Origin of the sequence: Pedobacter nutrimenti, from assembly GCF_032678445.1 — a bacterium.
Taxonomy (GTDB): Bacteria; Bacteroidota; Bacteroidia; order Sphingobacteriales; family Sphingobacteriaceae; genus Pedobacter; species Pedobacter nutrimenti_A.
On the sequence record NZ_JAVTSQ010000009.1, the window covers coordinates 226,869 to 246,072 of the forward strand.

At 42.6% G+C, this 19,204-nt stretch carries 16 protein-coding genes; 1 reads left to right on the top strand and 15 read right to left on the bottom strand.

Annotation, left to right across the window (positions count from 1 at the left end; translation table 11 throughout):
• Nucleotides 1-138: 138 nt before the first annotated feature.
• Entirely contained in the window at nucleotides 139-1,128 is a 990-nt protein-coding gene (locus tag R2S08_RS17700) for a FecR family protein (RefSeq protein ID WP_316836379.1), read from the bottom strand.
• A 265-nt stretch (nucleotides 1,129-1,393) separates the two neighbouring features.
• Here R2S08_RS17700 and R2S08_RS17705 point away from each other — a divergent pair, with 265 nt between their 5' ends.
• Entirely contained in the window at nucleotides 1,394-2,710 is a 1,317-nt protein-coding gene (locus tag R2S08_RS17705) for a S41 family peptidase (RefSeq protein ID WP_316836501.1), read from the top strand.
• A 78-nt stretch (nucleotides 2,711-2,788) separates the two neighbouring features.
• On the opposite strand, the gene ilvA is transcribed toward R2S08_RS17705, so the two are convergent.
• From ilvA to atpC, 14 genes are all read right to left on the bottom strand, one after another.
• Nucleotides 2,789-4,033, bottom strand: coding sequence for a threonine ammonia-lyase IlvA (gene ilvA, locus R2S08_RS17710; protein WP_316836380.1), 1,245 nt, complete (start codon nucleotides 4,031-4,033; stop codon nucleotides 2,789-2,791).
• Between the two features lie 3 nt (nucleotides 4,034-4,036).
• Nucleotides 4,037-5,095: a 3-isopropylmalate dehydrogenase gene (gene leuB / locus R2S08_RS17715; RefSeq protein ID WP_316836381.1), complete on the bottom strand. Its 1,059-nt coding sequence runs from the start codon at nucleotides 5,093-5,095 to the stop codon at nucleotides 4,037-4,039.
• Nucleotides 5,096-5,163: 68 nt separating this feature from the next.
• Nucleotides 5,164-6,681, bottom strand: coding sequence for an alpha-isopropylmalate synthase regulatory domain-containing protein (locus R2S08_RS17720; RefSeq protein WP_316836382.1), 1,518 nt, complete (start codon nucleotides 6,679-6,681; stop codon nucleotides 5,164-5,166).
• 18 nt (nucleotides 6,682-6,699) lie between these two features.
• Complete coding sequence (gene leuD, locus R2S08_RS17725; protein WP_316836383.1) at nucleotides 6,700-7,296, bottom strand: 3-isopropylmalate dehydratase small subunit; 597 nt, start codon at nucleotides 7,294-7,296, stop codon at nucleotides 6,700-6,702.
• Nucleotides 7,297-7,313: 17 nt separating this feature from the next.
• Entirely contained in the window at nucleotides 7,314-8,720 is a 1,407-nt protein-coding gene (gene leuC, locus R2S08_RS17730) for a 3-isopropylmalate dehydratase large subunit (protein ID WP_199076760.1), read from the bottom strand.
• A gap of 39 nt (nucleotides 8,721-8,759) precedes the next feature.
• Nucleotides 8,760-9,923 carry a 2-isopropylmalate synthase gene (locus R2S08_RS17735; protein WP_316836384.1) on the bottom strand — a complete coding sequence of 388 codons (1,164 nt, stop codon included), beginning with the start codon at nucleotides 9,921-9,923 and terminating at the stop codon, nucleotides 8,760-8,762.
• An 11-nt stretch (nucleotides 9,924-9,934) separates the two neighbouring features.
• Entirely contained in the window at nucleotides 9,935-11,410 is a 1,476-nt protein-coding gene (locus R2S08_RS17740; protein WP_316836385.1) for an ATP-binding cassette domain-containing protein, read from the bottom strand.
• Between the two features lie 6 nt (nucleotides 11,411-11,416).
• Nucleotides 11,417-12,898: a ketol-acid reductoisomerase gene (gene ilvC / locus R2S08_RS17745; protein WP_316836386.1), complete on the bottom strand. Its 1,482-nt coding sequence runs from the start codon at nucleotides 12,896-12,898 to the stop codon at nucleotides 11,417-11,419.
• 27 nt (nucleotides 12,899-12,925) lie between these two features.
• Entirely contained in the window at nucleotides 12,926-13,399 is a 474-nt protein-coding gene (locus R2S08_RS17750) for a DinB family protein (protein ID WP_316836387.1), read from the bottom strand.
• Nucleotides 13,400-13,416: 17 nt separating this feature from the next.
• Nucleotides 13,417-14,034, bottom strand: a complete 618-nt coding sequence (gene ilvN / locus R2S08_RS17755; RefSeq protein ID WP_316836388.1) for an acetolactate synthase small subunit — start codon at nucleotides 14,032-14,034, stop codon at nucleotides 13,417-13,419.
• A gap of 10 nt (nucleotides 14,035-14,044) precedes the next feature.
• The gene (gene ilvB, locus R2S08_RS17760) at nucleotides 14,045-15,784 is read right to left on the bottom strand and encodes a biosynthetic-type acetolactate synthase large subunit (protein ID WP_316836389.1); all 1,740 of its coding nucleotides are present in this window, start codon (nucleotides 15,782-15,784) and stop codon (nucleotides 14,045-14,047) included.
• Nucleotides 15,785-15,815: 31 nt separating this feature from the next.
• Nucleotides 15,816-17,513 (bottom strand): dihydroxy-acid dehydratase, encoded by a 1,698-nt coding sequence (gene ilvD, locus R2S08_RS17765; RefSeq protein ID WP_316836390.1) that lies wholly within the window; start codon nucleotides 17,511-17,513, stop codon nucleotides 15,816-15,818.
• 20 nt (nucleotides 17,514-17,533) lie between these two features.
• Nucleotides 17,534-18,424, bottom strand: coding sequence for a branched-chain amino acid transaminase (locus tag R2S08_RS17770; RefSeq protein WP_316836391.1), 891 nt, complete (start codon nucleotides 18,422-18,424; stop codon nucleotides 17,534-17,536).
• A 521-nt stretch (nucleotides 18,425-18,945) separates the two neighbouring features.
• Nucleotides 18,946-19,191: an ATP synthase F1 subunit epsilon gene (atpC, locus tag R2S08_RS17775; protein WP_133780101.1), complete on the bottom strand. Its 246-nt coding sequence runs from the start codon at nucleotides 19,189-19,191 to the stop codon at nucleotides 18,946-18,948.
• Between the last annotated feature and the right edge of the window lie 13 nt (nucleotides 19,192-19,204).

The window sequence follows — 19,204 nt, forward strand, 5'->3', positions numbered from 1 at the left end:
CGTAAAAAAATAATTAGTTTTGTAGTTATGTGCATAAAGTTGTAGTAGTAGAAATTCTGCTATTCAATTTTGTGATGAGGAGTGTCAGTTCCAGTGACATTCCTCTCTTTTTTTATAGGGTAGATATTGAGGTGGTGTTTATGGCTCAATTACATAGTTGTGGTCTCCTTTCTTATGGTGGTGTAATCCGTGGATAAATAAAATCCTGGTTAAGGCCAATTCTGCATTATCCCGGTAGTAATTTCCGGTGATCCTTTTGTTGTCCAGCAGGCTTTCGTCCGGAATGGTGATTTTGAGTTCAAATGCCCGCTCTACTCTTTTCAGGGCTTCTTTCAGTGGCAGGTTTTCAAAGACCAGTTTGCCATGGGTAAATAGCTCCTGCTTGTCCGAAATGTCTACTGACTTGACGTTTACTTGTTCATTTTTTCGGGAAAAGCCAAGTAATTGCCCCGGGCGCAGCATTTCCTGAGATTTGCCTGCATTTATCCGAACACTTCCGGTAACCAGCATGACACGGGTTTCCGCTTCATTTTCGTAAGCTTCGACATTAAATGAGGTACCCAGAACAGTGGTGGTCAATTTTCCGGCTTTGACCTGGAAAGGTTTTTTAACATCGTGTGTAACGTTAAAATAGGCCTCACCACTTAAACTTACCTGTCTGAGGGAACCAGCGAAGTTTCTTTTATTGTAAGTGATCGTTGTTCCCGGATTCATCCAGATTTTGGTTCCGTCGGCCAGTTCTACCATTTTCAGGTTCCTGCCCTTATTGGTGATTTTTGTAAGTAGGGTGCCTGTTTCAGCAGTGGCCTGCTTTTGTCTTTTGAGGTATAAAAGGCCACTTGCCGTGCAAATGATAATCACAGCAGCGGCTATTTTAAACCAGGGGGTAAAACGAATATTTTTTCGTTCGTTCACCTGGTTTTGCTGTTGTTTTAGGTTAGAAGTCAATTCGTCAAAAAACATCAGTTTGTATTGTTCATCCACAGCTGGAGGATGGATGGAATCCTGCTCTTTAATATATTCGTCAAGGAGGTTTAGGTGATCTCCCTGCAAATAGTCCTGCACCTGTTTCTTCTCCTGCTTGTTGCTCTTTCCTTCAAAAAATCGCTTTAATATTTCTTTATCCATTATTCTGCTCATTTAGCACGTTTCCTGCGCTGTTTTCTTCAGCTTCTGTTGGTGCCTTTTATTAGATAATCTTCGGGAAGCTTAATCTCCCTACCCGATGGGCGTATTTTTTTTTAAAAAAGGATAGGAAATATTTATTTTTCCCTAGCGTAGGGAATAGGGCTTGTTCAAAGATTATATAAGAGGTGGTGTACTTATTTTTTGGACCGTGAAACTAATTCAAAACAGAATATCTGAGATTTTCCTTGTACTGCTTGCCTTTTCAATGGTCCTTGGGTGTAAAAAAGAGCATCGATCCGATAACCTCACAGGTAGCAATCGATGGATTCTGGACAGTATGCGTGTATATTATTATTGGAAAGACCAATTGCCGGTGAATCCTCCTGATCAAACGAATGCGAGTTCTTTCTTTAAATCCTTGTTGTATTCTGCCGACCGGTTTTCTTTTCTGGATAACCCGGATGAAGATAGAAAAGAGTACTCCTCATTCGCCTGGTATGGCTTTGAATATGCTTTGCTGGAGCGTGAAAATCATCCTGGGGAACTTATGGGGATAATCACCCTGGTTGTTCCCGACGGACCGGCAGACAGGAAAGGGCTGGCGCGGGGTGATGTCTTTACTGCGGTAAATGGTATGGCACTTCAACAGGCAAATATCGATCAGGTGACTAAAACATTAAAGCTGGGTTCTGGCGTGCAGTTGTCTTTAGCCAATTTTGTTGCAGGAGAACTGGTGCCAGGAAAAAGTATAGATGTGCAATATGCAAGGCATAATGAATTGCCTGTTTACCTGACTAAGGTATTTGATGTACATGGTAAAAAGACCGGATATATTTTTTACAACCAGTTTTCAGGCGGTTATGATTATCAGATATTAGAATCTTTAAGCAGGCTTGGGAATGAGGGGATTACAGATCTTGTAATTGATCTTCGCTACAATCCTGGCGGAGATGTTTCGACGAGCGCGAAAATTGCAGGGATATTGAGCAATGCAACAGCAGATCAGACTTTCGTTATTTATCAGGGCAACAACAAGGCAGGAAGAAGGATAAGTTCATTCCAGAAAACGATGCGGGAGAATGATTTTGAACCTCAGTTGTTTAGTGAGTTGCTGAATTACCGTCTGTCACTAAGTCGGGTTATGGTATTGACTTCAGGATCTACGGCTTCGGCCGCTGAGTTGCTGATCAATAATTTAAGGCCGTATACCAGGGTGATTCAGATTGGAAGCAAGACCATGGGTAAAGATATGGCAAGCTTCGCTATTGCAGATCTGCGCAGCCCGAAGCTGGTGAATATGGTGTTGCACCCTTTGATCTTTAAGTTGTTCAATGCACAGAATGCCGGGAATTATGAAACGGGCTTAAAGCCAGATTATGAGGTGGATGAATTTGCTGACTTGCCGTTGAAAGCTTTTGGCGACCCGAATGATCCTTTGTTGAAAAAAGCACTTGAAATTTCCGGGAGCCAGCCTGTAGCTACAGCCTTGTTGAAAAGCCTGCACTGGGGATCCGGAAATTTAAAATATCATTCTGCTATGATCAGGAACCGGGAACATGCCATTCTGGAGATCAGCAAATGACCAGTGTTTCCATCTTTTATTCAGCAAAAAAGGCAATATCATTAGGATATTGCCTTTTTTATGTTGTTTGAAGCCTCGTTATACCAGATATTCAAACAGCGTCTGGTCGTTGTTCAGTTCAATAATGTCAAACTTAAATTCTTTCATTCGTTGAACCAATGCTTGATAATCCGCTTTATCGGCCAGTTCAATCCCCACTAATGCAGGTCCGTTTTCTTTATTGGTTTTTTTGATGAACTCAAAACGTGTAATATCGTCATGAGGGCCAAGGACACTGTTTACAAAAAGCTTTAAGGCACCTGGTCTCTGCGGAAAGCGTACAATAAAATAATGCTTGAGTCCTTCATACAGCAAAGATTTTTCTTTTATCTCCTGCATGCGTTCAATGTCATTGTTCCCTCCGCTGATGACACATACCACTTTTTTGCCTTTGATTTCGGCTGCACATGCGTCAAGTGCGGTTACGGATAAGGCTCCCGCAGGTTCAACTACAATGGCATCCTCATTATAGAGCTTTAAAATGGTGGTGCAAACCTGGCCTTCGGCAACAGAAAGCATTTTGTCCAGTACCTTTGCGCACAGCGAGTAGGTTAATTCACCCACCCGCTTTACAGCAGCTCCGTCAACAAAACGGTTGATATCGCCTAAAGTTACCGGTCCGCCTTCCTGAAGTGCCTGCAGCATAGATGGGGCACCCTCAGGTTCCACACCAATCAGCCTGATCCCTGGTTTTTTATTTTTCAGATAAGTTCCTGTGCCAGCGGCAAGACCGCCACCGCCAACGGGCATAATCACCACCTCCGTATCAGGCTGGTCTTCCAGTATTTCCACGCCAACGGTTCCTTGTCCCTCAATTACGCTGTAGTTGTCGAAAGGAGGGATGAAGGTCATGTTGTGCAGTTTTGTATAGGCCAGTGCTTCGGCCAGGCAATCGTCAAAAGTATCACCCACCAGAACAAGTTCTACATGGCCATTGCCAAACATTTCTGTCTGTTTTACTTTTTGCCTGGGTGTAATTTCAGGCATAAAGATAACGCCCCTGGTGCCCAGCTTATCGCAAGAGAAAGCCACACCCTGGGCGTGGTTACCGGCACTTGCACAAACGATGCCCTGACTGAGCTGTTCGGCAGTCAGCTGACTAATCATATTATAGGCTCCACGTAATTTGTAGGAACGTACAACTTGCAGGTCTTCACGCTTCAGGTAAACTTCAGCTTCGTATTTTTCAGATAATTTGGCATTGTATATCAGCGGGGTACGTTTTACAATACCTTTAAGCCGCTTGGAGGCTGCCTCAGAATCCAGTTGAATCAAATCAGTCATTTTTTAGATGTTGCTCGCCAGCCAGTCGCCTACTTCGCTTGTTTTATACGCTTTGTTTTTTCCAGACAAATCTTCGGTTACAATTCCTTCGGCCAATGATTTGTTGACAACTGATCTGATCAGTTCTGCTTCTTCTTTTAACCCGAAGGCATCTTCGAACATCATTGCAGCAGACAATACCGTAGCCAGAGGGTTGGCAATGTCTTTACCTGCAGCCTGTGGATAAGAGCCGTGAATAGGTTCAAACAAAGAAGTATGTACACCAATAGAGGCAGATGGCATTAAGCCCATGGAACCGGAAATTACTGAAGCTTCATCTGTTAAAATATCGCCAAACAAATTCTCTGTGATCAATACATCATATGAGCTTGGCCATTGCACCAAACGCATAGCTACTGCATCTACGAATTCGTAGCTTACTTTAACTTCAGGATAATCTTTTTCCATATCTTGTACGGTTTCTCTCCACAAGCGTGAAGATTCCAATACATTGGCCTTATCTACGCAACACAATTTTTTGCTGCGCGTCATGGCCATTTCAAAACCTAATTTAGCTAAACGCTGAATTTCTGCCCTGGTATAGGTACAGGTGTCGAAAGCTGTATTGCCATCATCTTTTCTGCCTCGCTCACCAAAATAGATACCGCCTGTCAATTCGCGCAGGATGATCAGGTCTGTACCTTCAATACGCTCTCTTTTTAACGGAGAATTGTCTATTAAGGAAGGGAAGGTGAATGTTGGACGTACATTGGCGAATAGGCCCAGCTTCTGACGCATTTTTAGCAAACCTTGTTCCGGACGAACGGTCGCTTTAGGATCGTTGTCAAAACGTGGGTGGCCAATGGCGCCAAAAAGTACAGCATCAGCAGCCATACAAATTTCATGTGTAGCATCTGGATAAGGTTCGCCAACAGCATCAATTGCTGCGGCTCCTGTTATTCCTGATGTCCATACTATTTCGTGGTTAAATTTCTTTGCTACCGCATTTGATACTTTAACAGCCTGTTCTATAACCTCTGGTCCAATTCCATCTCCTGCTAAAAGAGCAATATTAAGTTTCATATATTCTTAATTGTGTTTTAGTGTTTGTTTATTTTATATCAGTTTTGATGTTTTTAAAGCCCTTGGGCTTAAATAATATTCAGCATTTTCTGAGTGGCCTTAATGGCACAAACCGTTTGGTCTGAATCCAATCCTCTGGTGATAAAGACTTTCTTATCCGTTTCCCAGGTAATCACGGTTTCGCACAAAGCATCCGAATTACTGCCGGGGGCAATGCGCACGGTATAATCGATCAGCTTAGGTAAATCCCGTTGTTTCTTCGTGTAAACCTTGTTTAATGCATTCATGAAGGCGTCAAATTGCCCGTCGCCCTGTGCGTGCTCCTCAAATTTTTCGCCCTCAATTAAGACCGAAATGGTTGCAGAAGGACGCAAACCCATAGCATTGGTCAGTACATAGGATTGCACGGTGACTTTCTCTTCGTATAAGGAGCTGTCAAGTACATCAGAAATGATATAAGGCAAATCTTCCTTGGTGACGGTTTCCTTTTTATCGCCCAGTTCAATGACGCGCTGGGTAACTTTTTTCAGATCGGCATCATTTAGCTTTAAGCCCAGTTCCTGCAAATTTTTCTCAATGTTTGCTTTTCCTGATGTTTTTCCAAGTGCATATTTCCGTTTTCTTCCAAATCTTTCCGGAAGGAGGTCATTGAAATATAGATTGTTCTTGTTGTCGCCATCTGCGTGGATACCCGCTGTTTGGGTAAATACGCTGTCGCCTACAATAGGTTTGTTAGAAGGAATTCTTACTCCGGAGAAGGTTTCGACCAGTTTGCTGACTTTATAAATGGACGACTCTTTGATCTGTATATCTACCTCAGGTACAAAATCTTTAATCACAGCAACAGCACTGGCCATTGCGGCATTTCCTGCTCTTTCGCCCATACCATTTACCGTCAGATGAAGACCATTTATTCCAGCCTTTACTGCTTCCAGCACATTGGCCGTGCCCAGATCGTAATCATTGTGGGCATGGAAATCAAAATGGATTCCGGGATATTTGGCCAGCAACTGAGTCAGGAACTTCGTAGTTTCTGCCGGTGTTAAAATTCCAAGCGTATCCGGGAGTAAAATCCTTTTTACAGGTTGGGTGGTCAGGAAATCCAGGAACTGGAAAACATATTCAGGAGAATTACGCATGCCATTGCTCCAGTCTTCCAGATACACATTAGTGGCAATATTGTTCGCTGTTGCAAGGTCAATCACCTGCTTAATCTCTGCAAAATGCTGTTCGCTTGTTTTCTTCAGCTGATGGGTTAAATGGTTTAGTGAACCCTTGGTGAGCAAGTTCTGAACTTTAACGCCTGCATTGAGCATCCATTCAATAGAAACACCATTGTCTACAAAAGACAAGACTTCTATACGGTCGGCATAGCCATGCTGGTTTGCCCAGTTTAAAACTGCTTTAACTGCCAGGAATTCTCCATCAGATACACGTGCAGAAGCAATTTCAACCCGGTCTACATGGAGTTCTTCCAAGAGCAGCTGGGTGATGGTTAGTTTTTCTGAAATGGAAAAAGACACTCCCGATGTTTGTTCGCCATCGCGGAGTGTGGTATCCATTATCTCTATTTTCCTTCTTTCCATGTAACTGGTTATGATTGATTAAAGAGGAAGGTGCAAGGCAAATTCCTCAATTTCTGGTTTTATACTTTGCAGATAATCGATATCGTCAAAGCCATTCAGCATATTGTCTTTTTTGTAGGGGCTGATTTCAAAAGTCTCTTTCTCGCCAGTAGCCAGAAGTGTTACCGTTTGCTCAGGTAAGTTTACTTCTAATTCCGTTTGAGGATCGGCATGAATTGCGGTAAAGATCTTTTCAGCAAACTCCGGACTAACCTGTACAGGCAGTACACCAATGTTTAAGCAGTTGTTTCTAAAGATGTCTGCAAAAAAACTGGAAATTACGCATCTGAAGCCGTAATCATAGACTGCCCATGCCGCATGCTCTCTGGAGGATCCTGATCCGAAGTTTTTACCGCCAACCAGTATTTTGCCACTGTAAATGGGATTGTTCAGTACAAAGTCTTTTTTAGGCGTATTGTCTGGATTGTATCTCCAGTCGCGGAACAAGTTATCTCCAAATCCAACACGCTCAGTTGCTTTCAAAAAACGTGCAGGGATCAACTGATCGGTATCTATATTTTCAATAGGAAGCGGAACTGCAGTGCTTCTTAATGTATTAAATTTATCGTAAGCCATTTTAATGTTTGTTTGTGTTAGACGAGTTCTTCAATTAATGTTCTTGGGTCTGTAACTACGCCGGTAACGGCAGCAGCAGCAGCAACAAGCGGACTGGCCAGCATGGTTCTTGAACCAGGGCCCTGTCTGCCTTCAAAGTTCCTGTTAGAAGTACTTACCGCGTATTTACCTGCAGGTATTTTATCGTCGTTCATAGCTAAACATGCAGAACAACCTGGCTGACGTAAGGTAAAGCCGGCTTCGGTTAAAATGTCCAGTAAGCCTTCGTCCTTGATCTGTGATTCAACAATATGTGAACCTGGTACCAGCCAAACGGTCACATCATCCGCTTTGTGACGGCCCTTTACGATTGAGGTAAATGCCCTGAAATCTTCAATACGGCCATTGGTGCAACTGCCCACAAAAACAAAATCTACTTTCTTGCCAATCATAGAGTCGCCTTCATGGAATCCCATATAATCTAATGATTTGGCATAAGTTGCGGCACCACCTTCAACATGTGCTGCATCGGGAATGTCATGAGAAATTCCCATACCCATTCCTGGATTGGTACCATAGGTAATCATTGGCTCAATGGTGGCGCCATCAAAGGTGAGCTCTTTATCAAAAACAGCATCAGGATCTGTTTTTAATGTTTTGTAGTAAGCCAGTGCTTTATCCCAGGCTTCACCCTTAGGACTAAATTCGCGGCCTTTTACATAGTTGATGGTGGTTTCATCCGGAGCGATCATACCGCCACGTGCACCCATTTCGATACTTAGATTACAAACCGTCATCCGGCCTTCCATGCTCATGTTTTCGAAAACGTCACCAGCATATTCAACAAAGTAGCCTGTTGCACCCGATGTGGTTAACTGAGAAATGATGAACAAAGCAACGTCTTTAGGGGTAACACCTACACCTAATTTGCCATTTACGTTGATGCGCATCTTTTTAGGTTTTGGCTGCATGATACATTGTGTGGAAAGTACCATTTCTACTTCGGAAGTACCTATACCAAAAGCAATAGCACCAAAGGCACCATGAGTAGAAGTATGGGAATCACCACAAACGATGGTCGCACCTGGTTGTGTAATTCCATATTCTGGTCCTACAACGTGAACAATACCATTTTTCTGATGGCCTAAACCCCAGTGGCTGATGCCGTATTCATTAGAGTTGGACTCCAGTGCTTTTAACTGGTTGGCAGAAAGGGGATCTGCAACGGGTAAATGCTGGTTAATGGTTGGGGTATTGTGATCCGCAGTAGCGAAAGTGCGTTCCGGGTACAATACTTTTATCCCCCTGCTTTTTAAGCCTAAAAAGGCCACAGGGCTGGTTACTTCGTGAATAAGGTGACGATCAATAAAAAGTACATCTGGACCACCTTCTATCTTACGTACGACGTGAGTATCCCACACCTTATCAAATAATGTCTTGCTCATTTTTTAATTTATTATAAATTCATTTATACGGATGATGGGTTAGGCCAATTGTTGCTTGCCCATCATCAAGATCAAATCCTGATCGTTAATATCTAATTTATTGTCTGCTACAGTAAGAAAGCGGTAATAGGCATCGGCCAGTTCCTCTTTACTTAATGTAAAACCTAAACGCTCCAAATGGAACTTTAAGGCATGTCTGCCGCTGCGGGCGGTAAGTACGATACTGGCATCAGGGAAACCAACATCTTCCGGACGTATAATTTCGTAATTTTCACGGTTTTTAAGAAATCCATCCTGATGTATTCCAGAGCTGTGTGCAAAGGCATTACTGCCTACAATGGCTTTGTTAGGCTGTACCGGCATGCGCATTTGACTGCTGACCATGCGGCTGAGCTCGTAAAAGTTCTTTGTATTGATATTGGTGTTTAAGCCCAGGGCCTGGTGTGTTTTCAAGATCATGACGACTTCTTCAATGGAGGTGTTTCCTGCACGTTCTCCAATACCATTAATGGTACCTTCGATCTGGCGGGCACCGTTTTGAAGACCGGCAATAGAGTTGGCGGTAGCTAAACCCAAATCGTTGTGGCAATGTACAGAGATAATGGCCTGGTCAATGTTTTTTACATTTTCTTTCAGGAATTTGATCTTGCTGCCATATTGGTCAGGAAGACAATAACCATTGGTGTCTGGTATGTTGACCACGGTAGCACCGGCAGCAATAACGGCTTCTACCATTTGTGCCAGGTAATGAATGTCTGCCCGGCCTGCATCTTCAGCGTAAAATTCTATATCCTCCACAAATTGTTTTGCATATTTAACGGCTTCAACGGCCCTGGCCAGGATGTCCTCGCGGGTACTGTTGAACTTGTGTTTAATGTGCATGTCTGATGAACCGATACCCGTATGGATCCTGGGGCGTTTGGCATATTTCAAGGCAGCAACAGCAGAATCAATATCCCCTTTATTTGCCCGTGTTAATGCACAAATGATGGGTTCAGATACAGCCTTGGAAAGCTCTACAACACTCTGGAAATCGCCAGGGCTTGAAATAGGAAAGCCTGCTTCGATGATATCCACGCCAAGCGCTTCAAGTTCTTTGGCAATTTCAATTTTTTCTGGGGTTGTCAATTGGCAACCTGGTACTTGTTCACCATCACGAAGGGTGGTGTCAAACACATAAACTCTATTCGGATCGTGTAACATAATCTTGTTTTTTAGTTAGTATAGGTTTTTTGTGTAATGGTTTTGACGGATTTTACCTCGCCGTTCTCTAATAAAATTCTTTTCTCTATACAGTTGGGTATCTGCGATTCAAAATGGCCTACGTAAATCAATGTGGTGCCATTTTTACACAATTCATCTACCAAGCTGTTAAAATGTTGTGTTTGTTGCTGATCTAAACCTTGACAAGGTTCATCCAGGATCAATAATTCCGGGTTTTTTACAATTGTTCGGCCCAGCAAGGCCAGTCGTTGTTTACCAAGTGGAAGTTCGTTCACCAGGGTGTCTTTGTATTCTTCCAGTCCGAAATAACGGATCAGTTCATCGGCCTGAGCTTTTTTGGTGTAACCGGGATCGGAAAAAAGGCCTGAGCTATCATAAAAGCCAGAAACAATACTTTGCCAAACGGTTGCGGAGGGGTCAAAATACCAATGGAGTTCTGGCGATATTAAGCCAATCCGTTGTTTAATTTCCCAGATGCTTTCGCCGCTGCCTCTTTTATTTCCGAACAGATGGAAATCATTGGCATAGGCCTGTGGATGGTCTCCGCAAATTAAGCTCAATAAGGTAGATTTTCCTGACCCATTATGGCCATGCAATACCCATTTTTCACCAGCTTTAACTTCCCAGCTGATGTTTTTTAACACCTGCTTGTCGCCATAACTCACGTTCACATCAGTCATTTTAATGATCTGTTCTGAAGAGAACGGAGCAACAGCATCACTTAGAAATGCAGGAACGGGTTTGTTCACTGTCTCTAATTCATTTCTGTTGTGTTCAGCTGCCGGAATCTCGACCAGTTTGCCGGATTCGATGAGGGCAAAATGATCTATACATGCAGGTAATTCATTTTCATTGCTGATTAAAATGAGCTGTGTGCCGCTTTTGGTGATCTGTTCCAACAGGGTATTGAGGTTTTGGCGGGAAAGTGCATCTAAACCATTGTAGGGAAGGTCCAGAATCAATAACTGGGGTTTAAGCCACAGGGCTTTAATCAGTTGTAGTTTTTTGTGCTCTCCGCTGGACAACTGGATCAGTGTCGCATTTTTTTGCTCTGAAAAACCCAATGCGTCCAAAATGCCATCTATTTCATCAAATTGAAGCGCATATTTTTTGCCAAAGTTTTCCAGTTCGGCCTGCACGGTAGCGATAGTTTCTACAGATTGTTTGTTGTAGCGTTGCTGATAGTAGAAATTGGACTGGCCTTCCAGATCTTTAAACTGATGCCAGTTGGCAACATAGTAAACCATTGCCGGTAAACTGCTTTGCGGGTTGAAGCCGATGGCTATATTCCCGTAACTGTGTGTTAAACCAGCAATGGCTTTTGCTAATGATGTCTTTCCGGTTCCGCTTGCTCCGCAAAGTAACCAGTTTTCCCCCCGGCTTATGGTCCAGCACAAATCCTTAAGTACCGGTTTGTTCCGGTACTTTAAATTCAGGTTTGTGATATGGACGACGGGTTGTATCATATTTAATTAAGCTGTTTTGATAGATTTCATAGCAGTCATGGCTTTTCTTAACTGGGCGCCAATAACTTCAACTTCATGTGTACGCAAAGCTTCGTTTACGGCAATCAGTACTCTGTTGTCCACACCAGCATCTTTACCTTCATTAAAGTTTTTACCAACCAGGTCGGTATCTACTTTTTTCATGAAGTCGGCCAATAGGGGCTTACATGCCTGGTCAAATAAATAACAGCCATATTCTGCAGTATCGGAGATGACACGGTTCATTTCAAATAATTTTTTACGTGCAATGGTATTGGCGATTAGTGGTGTTTCGTGTAAAGACTCATAATAGGCTGATTCTGGTTTAATACCAGCTTGAACCATAGTTTCAAAAGCAAGTTCAACACCGGCTCTTACAAAAGCAACCATTAAGGTATAATTGTCGAAATATTCTTGCTCTGCAATTTTAACATCACCTGCAGGAGTTTTCTCGAAAGCAGTTTCGCCTGTTTCTGCACGCCATGCCAATAGGTTTTTATCGCCTGCAGCCCAGTCTTCCATCATGATACGGCTGAATTCGCCACTCATAATGTCGTCCTGATGTTTTTGGAACAATGGGCGCATGATGTCTTTCAACTCTTCTGAAATTTCAAAAGCTTTGATTTTAGCCGGGTTGCTCAATCTGTCCAACATGCCGGTTACACCACCATGTTTTAAAGCTTCGGTGATCACTTCTACGCCATATTGAACCAGTTTGGATGCATAACCCGCATCAATTCCTTTTTCAATCATTTTATCGAATGAAAGGATTGAACCAGTTTGCAGCAAACCGCAAAGAATGGTCTGCTCACCCATCAGATCTGATTTTACTTCAGCAACAAAGGATGATTTTAATACACCTGCTCTGTGGCCGCCGGTTCCAACACAATAAGCTTTTGCTTGTGCCAAACCTTTTCCTTCAGGATCATTTTCTGGGTGCACTGCAATCAGGGTTGGTACACCAAAGCCACGTACATATTCTGCTCTTACTTCAGAACCAGGACATTTAGGAGCTACCATGATTACGGTAAGGTCTTTACGGATCTGCATGCCTTCTTCCACAATATTGAAACCATGGGAGTAGGAGAGTGTAGCACCTTGTTTCATTAAAGGCATTACTGCGTTAACTACTGAAGTATGTTGTTTATCTGGAGTAAGGTTGATCACTACATCTGCAGTAGGGATCAGTTCTTCATAAGTACCTACAGTGAAATTGTTTTCTGTAGCATTTTTCCAGGAATCTCTTTTGCCTTCAATAGCTGCTGCACGCAGTGCATAAGAAACGTCCAATCCACTATCTCTTAAATTTAAACCTTGGTTAAGGCCTTGTGCGCCGCAACCTACAATTACGAGTTTTTTTCCTTTTAATGCATTTACGCCGTCCAGAAATTCTGAACTGTCCATGAAATCGCAAACACCTAATTGGTTTAATTTTTCTCTAAGAGGTAATGTGTTAAAATAATTTGACATCGTTTTTATTGGTTTTATTTTAAGGTTCTAATTTTTATCTGTTTTATTTAGTGCTTTTTTTATAGCCAGTGCATAACCGTAATGTAGTGCGTCGTGTACCGGGAAAAATTGAACAGCATCATTTGTACTCTTTAATTCTACACCAAAACTTGTGGTAAAGGCATTGTAGTTCACAAACAGGTTATTGTCCAAATCTTTTTCCAATTGATCAATCGTACTACGAATGAGCCCTTTTATGTTATTGATTTCTTCCGCGTTAACAAATCCCTCTGGCCGGGTACCCTTTTTATAGGCCAGGATATATGCCGGATCAATAATAGGGTTTAAACCGGCAAGTTGATAACAAAGCAATTGCTGACTGGTCATAATGTGCCCCAGGTTCCAAATGATGTTGTTACTAAAGCCGGCAGGTACTTCGTTCAATTCTTCAATGGTTGAAGTTTCGATCAGCCTTATGAAATTTTCCCGGGTTTGCCTGGTGATATTTAATAGATGTTTCATCTGTGCTATGTTCTGGACTACATGGAAAAAACATTCTTCTCTTTATCGAGAAATTCGTTTTCAATCACTTCTTCTCCCGGATCCTTGCGCTCAAACTCTCTCAGTTTGCGGTTAAAGCCATCGCTGTCTTTAATAATGGCTACCCTTGCACTTCTAACAAACTCGATCAGGCCGTAAGGTTGCAATACTTCAATCAGTTTGTCGGTTTCTTCGCGATGTCCGGTGGTTTCAAATACGGTATAGTCTTTACGGATCACTACGGCGCGGGCACCAAATTCGCGCAGTAAACGCTCTACGGATACTTTCTCAGCGATGGTGTCTGTGGGCACTTTATATAGGGCCATTTCCTGCCAGATGATGTCTTCGTTGGTATTGTAATATACTTTCAAGACTTCTACTTGTTTCTCAATCTGACGGGCCAGTTTGCGCACCACTTCTTCTGTCTCGTGGATCAGGATGTTGAAACGGTGAATATGCTCAATCTCTGAAGGAGAGGTATTCAGGCTTTCAATATTGATTTTTCTTCTGGAGAAGATAATGGCAATACGGTTTAGTATGCCGATTCTGTTTTCGGTGTATACAGTAATTGTAAATTCCTGTTTTCCGTTTAATTCTAATTCGTTGGAATTGCTCATGGTCTTACAATTATTTAAGTCTGATTTCACTTACACTACTACCTTGTGGTACCATTGGGAACACGTTATGTTCTTTAGCTACCATCACCTCTAAGAGGTAAGAACCTTTGTGGTTCAGCATTTCTTCCAGGGCTGAAACCAGTTCCTCTCTTTCGGAGATCTTTTTACCTGCGATATAATAAGATTCGGCAAGTTTTACAAAATCAGGACTGGTGATGTCTACAAACGAATAACGTTTCTCATGGAACAGTTGTTGCCATTGACGTACCATGCCCAGGAACCTGTTGTTCAGGATCATGATTTTTACGTCAATGCCGCTTTGCATAATGGTACCCAGCTCCTGTAAGGTCATCTGGAAACCACCATCTCCGATAATGGCCACTACGGTTTTATCTTGTGCTCCAAATTTGGCGCCGATGGCCGCAGGAAGTCCAAAGCCCATGGTACCAAGTCCACCACTGGTTATATTGCTGCGGGTGTTGTTGAACTTGGCATAACGGCAGGCCACCATTTGGTGCTGGCCAACGTCGGTTACGATGATGGCCTCTCCATGGGTCAGCTCATTTAATTTGTTCACCACTTCACCCATGGTCATTTCACCTGTTTCCGGGTTCAGTTCTTTTTGGATAACGGTTTCCTCTTCTTCTTTATCAAAGGCCCTGAATTCGGCAAGCCATTCCGGGTGTGTTTTTTCTTCTACCAATGCTGTTAATGCAGGCAGGGTTTCTTTACAGTCACCCCAAACTGGTACATCAGCTTTTACGTTTTTGTCGATCTCGGCCGGATCTATGTCCAGATGGATCACTTTGGCTTGTTTGGCATATTTGTCCAGACGGCCGGTTACCCTATCGTCAAAGCGCATCCCTATAGCGATCAGCACATCGCAGGCATTGGTTTGTACGTTAGGACCGTAATTGCCGTGCATGCCCAGCATACCTACATTTAAGGGATGATCTGTTGGGATCGCACCAGCACCCAAAATAGTCCAGGCTGCGGGAATTCCGCTTTTTTCTACAAAAGCTTTGAATTCTTTTTCTGCTTCACCCAATAAAACCCCCTGGCCAAACAAAATAAAAGGTTTTTTTGCAGTGTTGATCAGCGCGGCTGCTTGTTCAATATATTCTTTACGGATGTTTGGTTTTGGGCGGTAGCTCCTGATGTGGTCACAAGGCGTGTAGCCTTCATAATCAAACAACTGCAATTGTGCATTCTTTGTAATGTCAATTAATACCGGGCCGGGTCTGCCGCTTCTGGCAATATAAAAAGCTTTGGCCAGTACAGCTGGGATTTCAGTAGCATCGGTTACCTGGTAATTCCATTTGGTTACTGGTGTGGTGATGTTGATCACATCGGTTTCCTGGAAAGCATCGGTTCCCAAAAGATGTGCATATACCTGTCCGGTGATGCAAACCAGGGGCGTACTGTCAATCTGCGCATCAGCCAATCCTGTGACCAGGTTGGTTGCACCCGGACCGCTGGTGGCAAATACAACGCCTACTTTCCCTGAAGAACGGGCATAGCCTTGTCCGGCATGGATGCCGCCCTGCTCGTGTCTTACCAGGATATGGTTTAATTTTTCTTTGTAATCATAAAGTGCATCATAGATGGGCATGATGGCACCACCAGGATATCCAAAAATGGTATCGGTACCTTCAGCGATTAAGCCCTCTAGTAAAGCTACAGAACCAGTAACCGTTGTGGTTGTTTTTGGTTCGGTTAGGGTGGATGCTTCCGCTTGTGCTGTAGTCATTTTATTGTTTTTAAGGTGGGTTGTCAAATGTTTAATCGGTATAGGCGTCGGTTACGCAACCTTCGCTGGCATCACTTACTTGTTTAATGTATTTATAGAGTACACCTTTGGTGACGGGTGGAGGTAACTGTGTCCAAACTGAGCGGCGCGTAGCCAGTTGTTCGTCTGTCAGGTGAACATTTATCGTATTGTTTACCGCATCAATGGTAATGATGTCATCGTCATGAACCAGGGCAATGTTTCCTCCATCCCATGCTTCAGGCGTGATGTGTCCAACTACAAAACCGTGGGTACCACCAGAGAAGCGACCATCTGTAATCAATGCCACCGATTTACCTAAGCCTGCACCAATAATCAATGAAGTAGGTTTCAGCATTTCAGGCATGCCGGGTGCACCTTTAGGACCAACCTGTCTGATGACCACAACATCTCCACTTTTTAGTCTTCCACTTTGGATACCGGCCATAAGCGCTTTTTCTCCATCAAAAACACGTGCCGGGCCTGTGAATTTCTCTCCTTCTTTACCACTGATTTTAGCTACAGAGCCTTTAGTAGCCAGGTTGCCATACAACATTTGAAGGTGACCGGTTTCTTTAATCGGGTTTTCTATCGGGAAGATGATCTTTTGAGTATCAAAATTCAGGTCAGGAGCATCAGCAACATTTTCTGCTATCGTTTTACTCGTAACTGTTAAGCAGTCGCCATGGATCAATCCTACTTTTAACAAGTATTTTAATACTGCTGGTACACCACCAATTTCATGGAGGTCTTCCATTAAATAGGTTCCACTTGGTTTTAAGTCGCCCAATACCGGGGTATTGTCACTAACTTTTTGGAAATCATCTAATGTTAAGTTCAAACCAACAGACTTAGCCATGGCAATTAAGTGCAATACCGCGTTGGTAGAGCCGCCCAATACCATAACGGTTACCATCGCATTGTGAAATGCTTTGTCGGTCATGATGTCGGCAGGGAGGATGTTTCTTTCTAAAAGGATGCGGATGTATTTTCCGGCTTCCAGACATTCGTTCTTTTTCTCATCGCTTGTAGCGGGGTAGGAAGAACTATATGGTAAACTCATACCCAATGCCTCAATGGCCGAAGCCATGGTGTTTGCAGTATACATACCACCACAAGCACCTGCACCAGGGCAAGCATTTTTAATAACGCCCTGGAAATCTTCTTCTTCTAAATTACCTGCCAGTTTTTGTCCTAAAGCTTCAAAAGCAGATACAATATTTAATGAAGCACCTTTATATTTTCCGGAGTGTATACTTCCACCATACACCATAATGGATGGACGGTTTAAGCGACCCATAGCCATAATAGAGCCAGGCATGTTTTTATCACAACCAGGAATGGTAATCAAACCGTCGTAGTATTGTCCACCGCAAATGGTTTCAATCGAATCTGCAATCACATCTCTGGATACCAGGGAATAACGCATCCCATCTGTTCCGTTAGACATTCCGTCACTTACACCAATGGTACCGAAAGTTAAACCGACCATGTCATTTTTCCAGACCCCGTCTTTTACAATTTTTGCAAGATCATTTAAGTGCATGTTGCAGGTGTTTCCATCGTATCCCATGCTGGCGATGCCAACCTGAGCTTTGTCCATGTCTTCTTTGGTCAATCCAATTCCGTACAACATGGCTTGTGCAGCTGGTTGTGTCGGATCTTGTGTAAATGTTTTACTGTATCGGTTAATTTCAGGAGTTTGTGACATATTCGGTCTATAGCTATGTTTTATATGATTACTTCGTAGTTCTGTTTTTCTAATACTAGGCACTTATAGGTGCGCTGAAGGGTTGCTCCAATGCTGTCCTGCCATTTAAGCGGGAAAATGGTTTCATCTACAGACTTGATTCCGGCAATTTCTACTGCGGTTCCACAGAAGAAAGCGCTGTCTGCATTTTTCAAATCTTCTACAGTGAGTACCCTTTCTATACATTCAATATCCAATCTTCTGCACAATTGTATCACCGTAGCACGTGTGATGCCCGGTAAAATATGTCCGGCAGGAGGGGTATATAATTTTCCATTTTTTTCAACAAAGATGTTGGCACCAGGTGCTTCTGCAACATGGTTGTTCATGTCCAGCAAAATGGCTTCATCAAAACCCTTGCTCTTTGCTTCTGTAGTGGCTAAAATGGAGTTTACATAATGTGCGCTCACTTTAGCTTCCATTGGCATGGATTTGGGGTTTGGCCGTTGATAACTGGAGATGCCTACCTTTAGTTGTTTGTTTCCTAGGTAAGCTGCCCATTCCCAGGCACCGATCATGATGTTTACTTCTGTTGGGGCTGAAAGCGACATATTCGGTCCGCAATAAACCAGCGGACGGATGTAGGCGTCTTTCAGGTTATTCAATTCCAATACTTTATAGGTTTGCCGGATCAGGTCATTGATGTCCCATGGAAAAGGAATGTGAACCAGTTCGCAGGAACGTTTAAGGCGTTCATAATGGGCCCTGGCTTTAAAAACGCGGACACCGTTGTGGGTACTGTAAGCCCTTATTCCTTCAAATACAGCATAGCCATAGTGCAGAGACTGGCTATAAAGATCAGTGCCGGCTTCCGATGCTTTGACAAGGTCGCCGTTCAAATAAAGTACTGTGTTTGAATTGAAGTATTGCATTGGGTAGATATAGGTTGGTTTTGTTTTGTTGCTTTCATTAAAAAAGCGCCTCTTTTGAAGGCGCTTTGGTTCTTTATTAAAAACTCATTTACAGCGCCTTGCTCTCCTGGATAATCAGCAGGAGGTTCAGGTTAATAATGACATTGTTAAATGTTGTATTTGAGCTGTTCATTTTGTATTTTGTTCTAACTAATTTCTATAAAACCAATTTAGTTTTTGGTTCAGATTCTATCAATAGCTACAGTAAAATAATTGAAAAAAAATATTATTCTGTAATTTTGCTTGTTTACCTTTATTTAATTCTGCATAAAGCTTGATTTTGACACTAATGATGGTAGCTGCTATACCAAATATGATTTCGGTATTCGGTATAGATATTATGCTAGCATACCACTTTTCTGAAAATTCTGCGTAAAATGATGAAAGTCATGAAAAAACTTGATGAAACCGACTAAAAAAATTAAATAAAAAAAGCCCCCTGATCTTTTCGATCAGGGGGCTTTTACATTCGTTATTAGAGATTAAGCAACACCTTCGGCTAAAACAATAATCTTGTTTTTTAAAACCTCCACAACTCCACCTTTAATTACAAAGATTTCATCTTCGGCTTTGTTGCTTTTTATAGTTACTGGACCATCTTCCAAAGTAGAGATAATTGGTGCATGGTCTTTCAGGATCTGAAAAGAACCCATAGTACCAGGTACAGTAACTGCTGTTACTTCTCCTTCGTAGATTTTTTTGTCTGGTGTTAAAATTTCTAATGTCATATATATAATAATA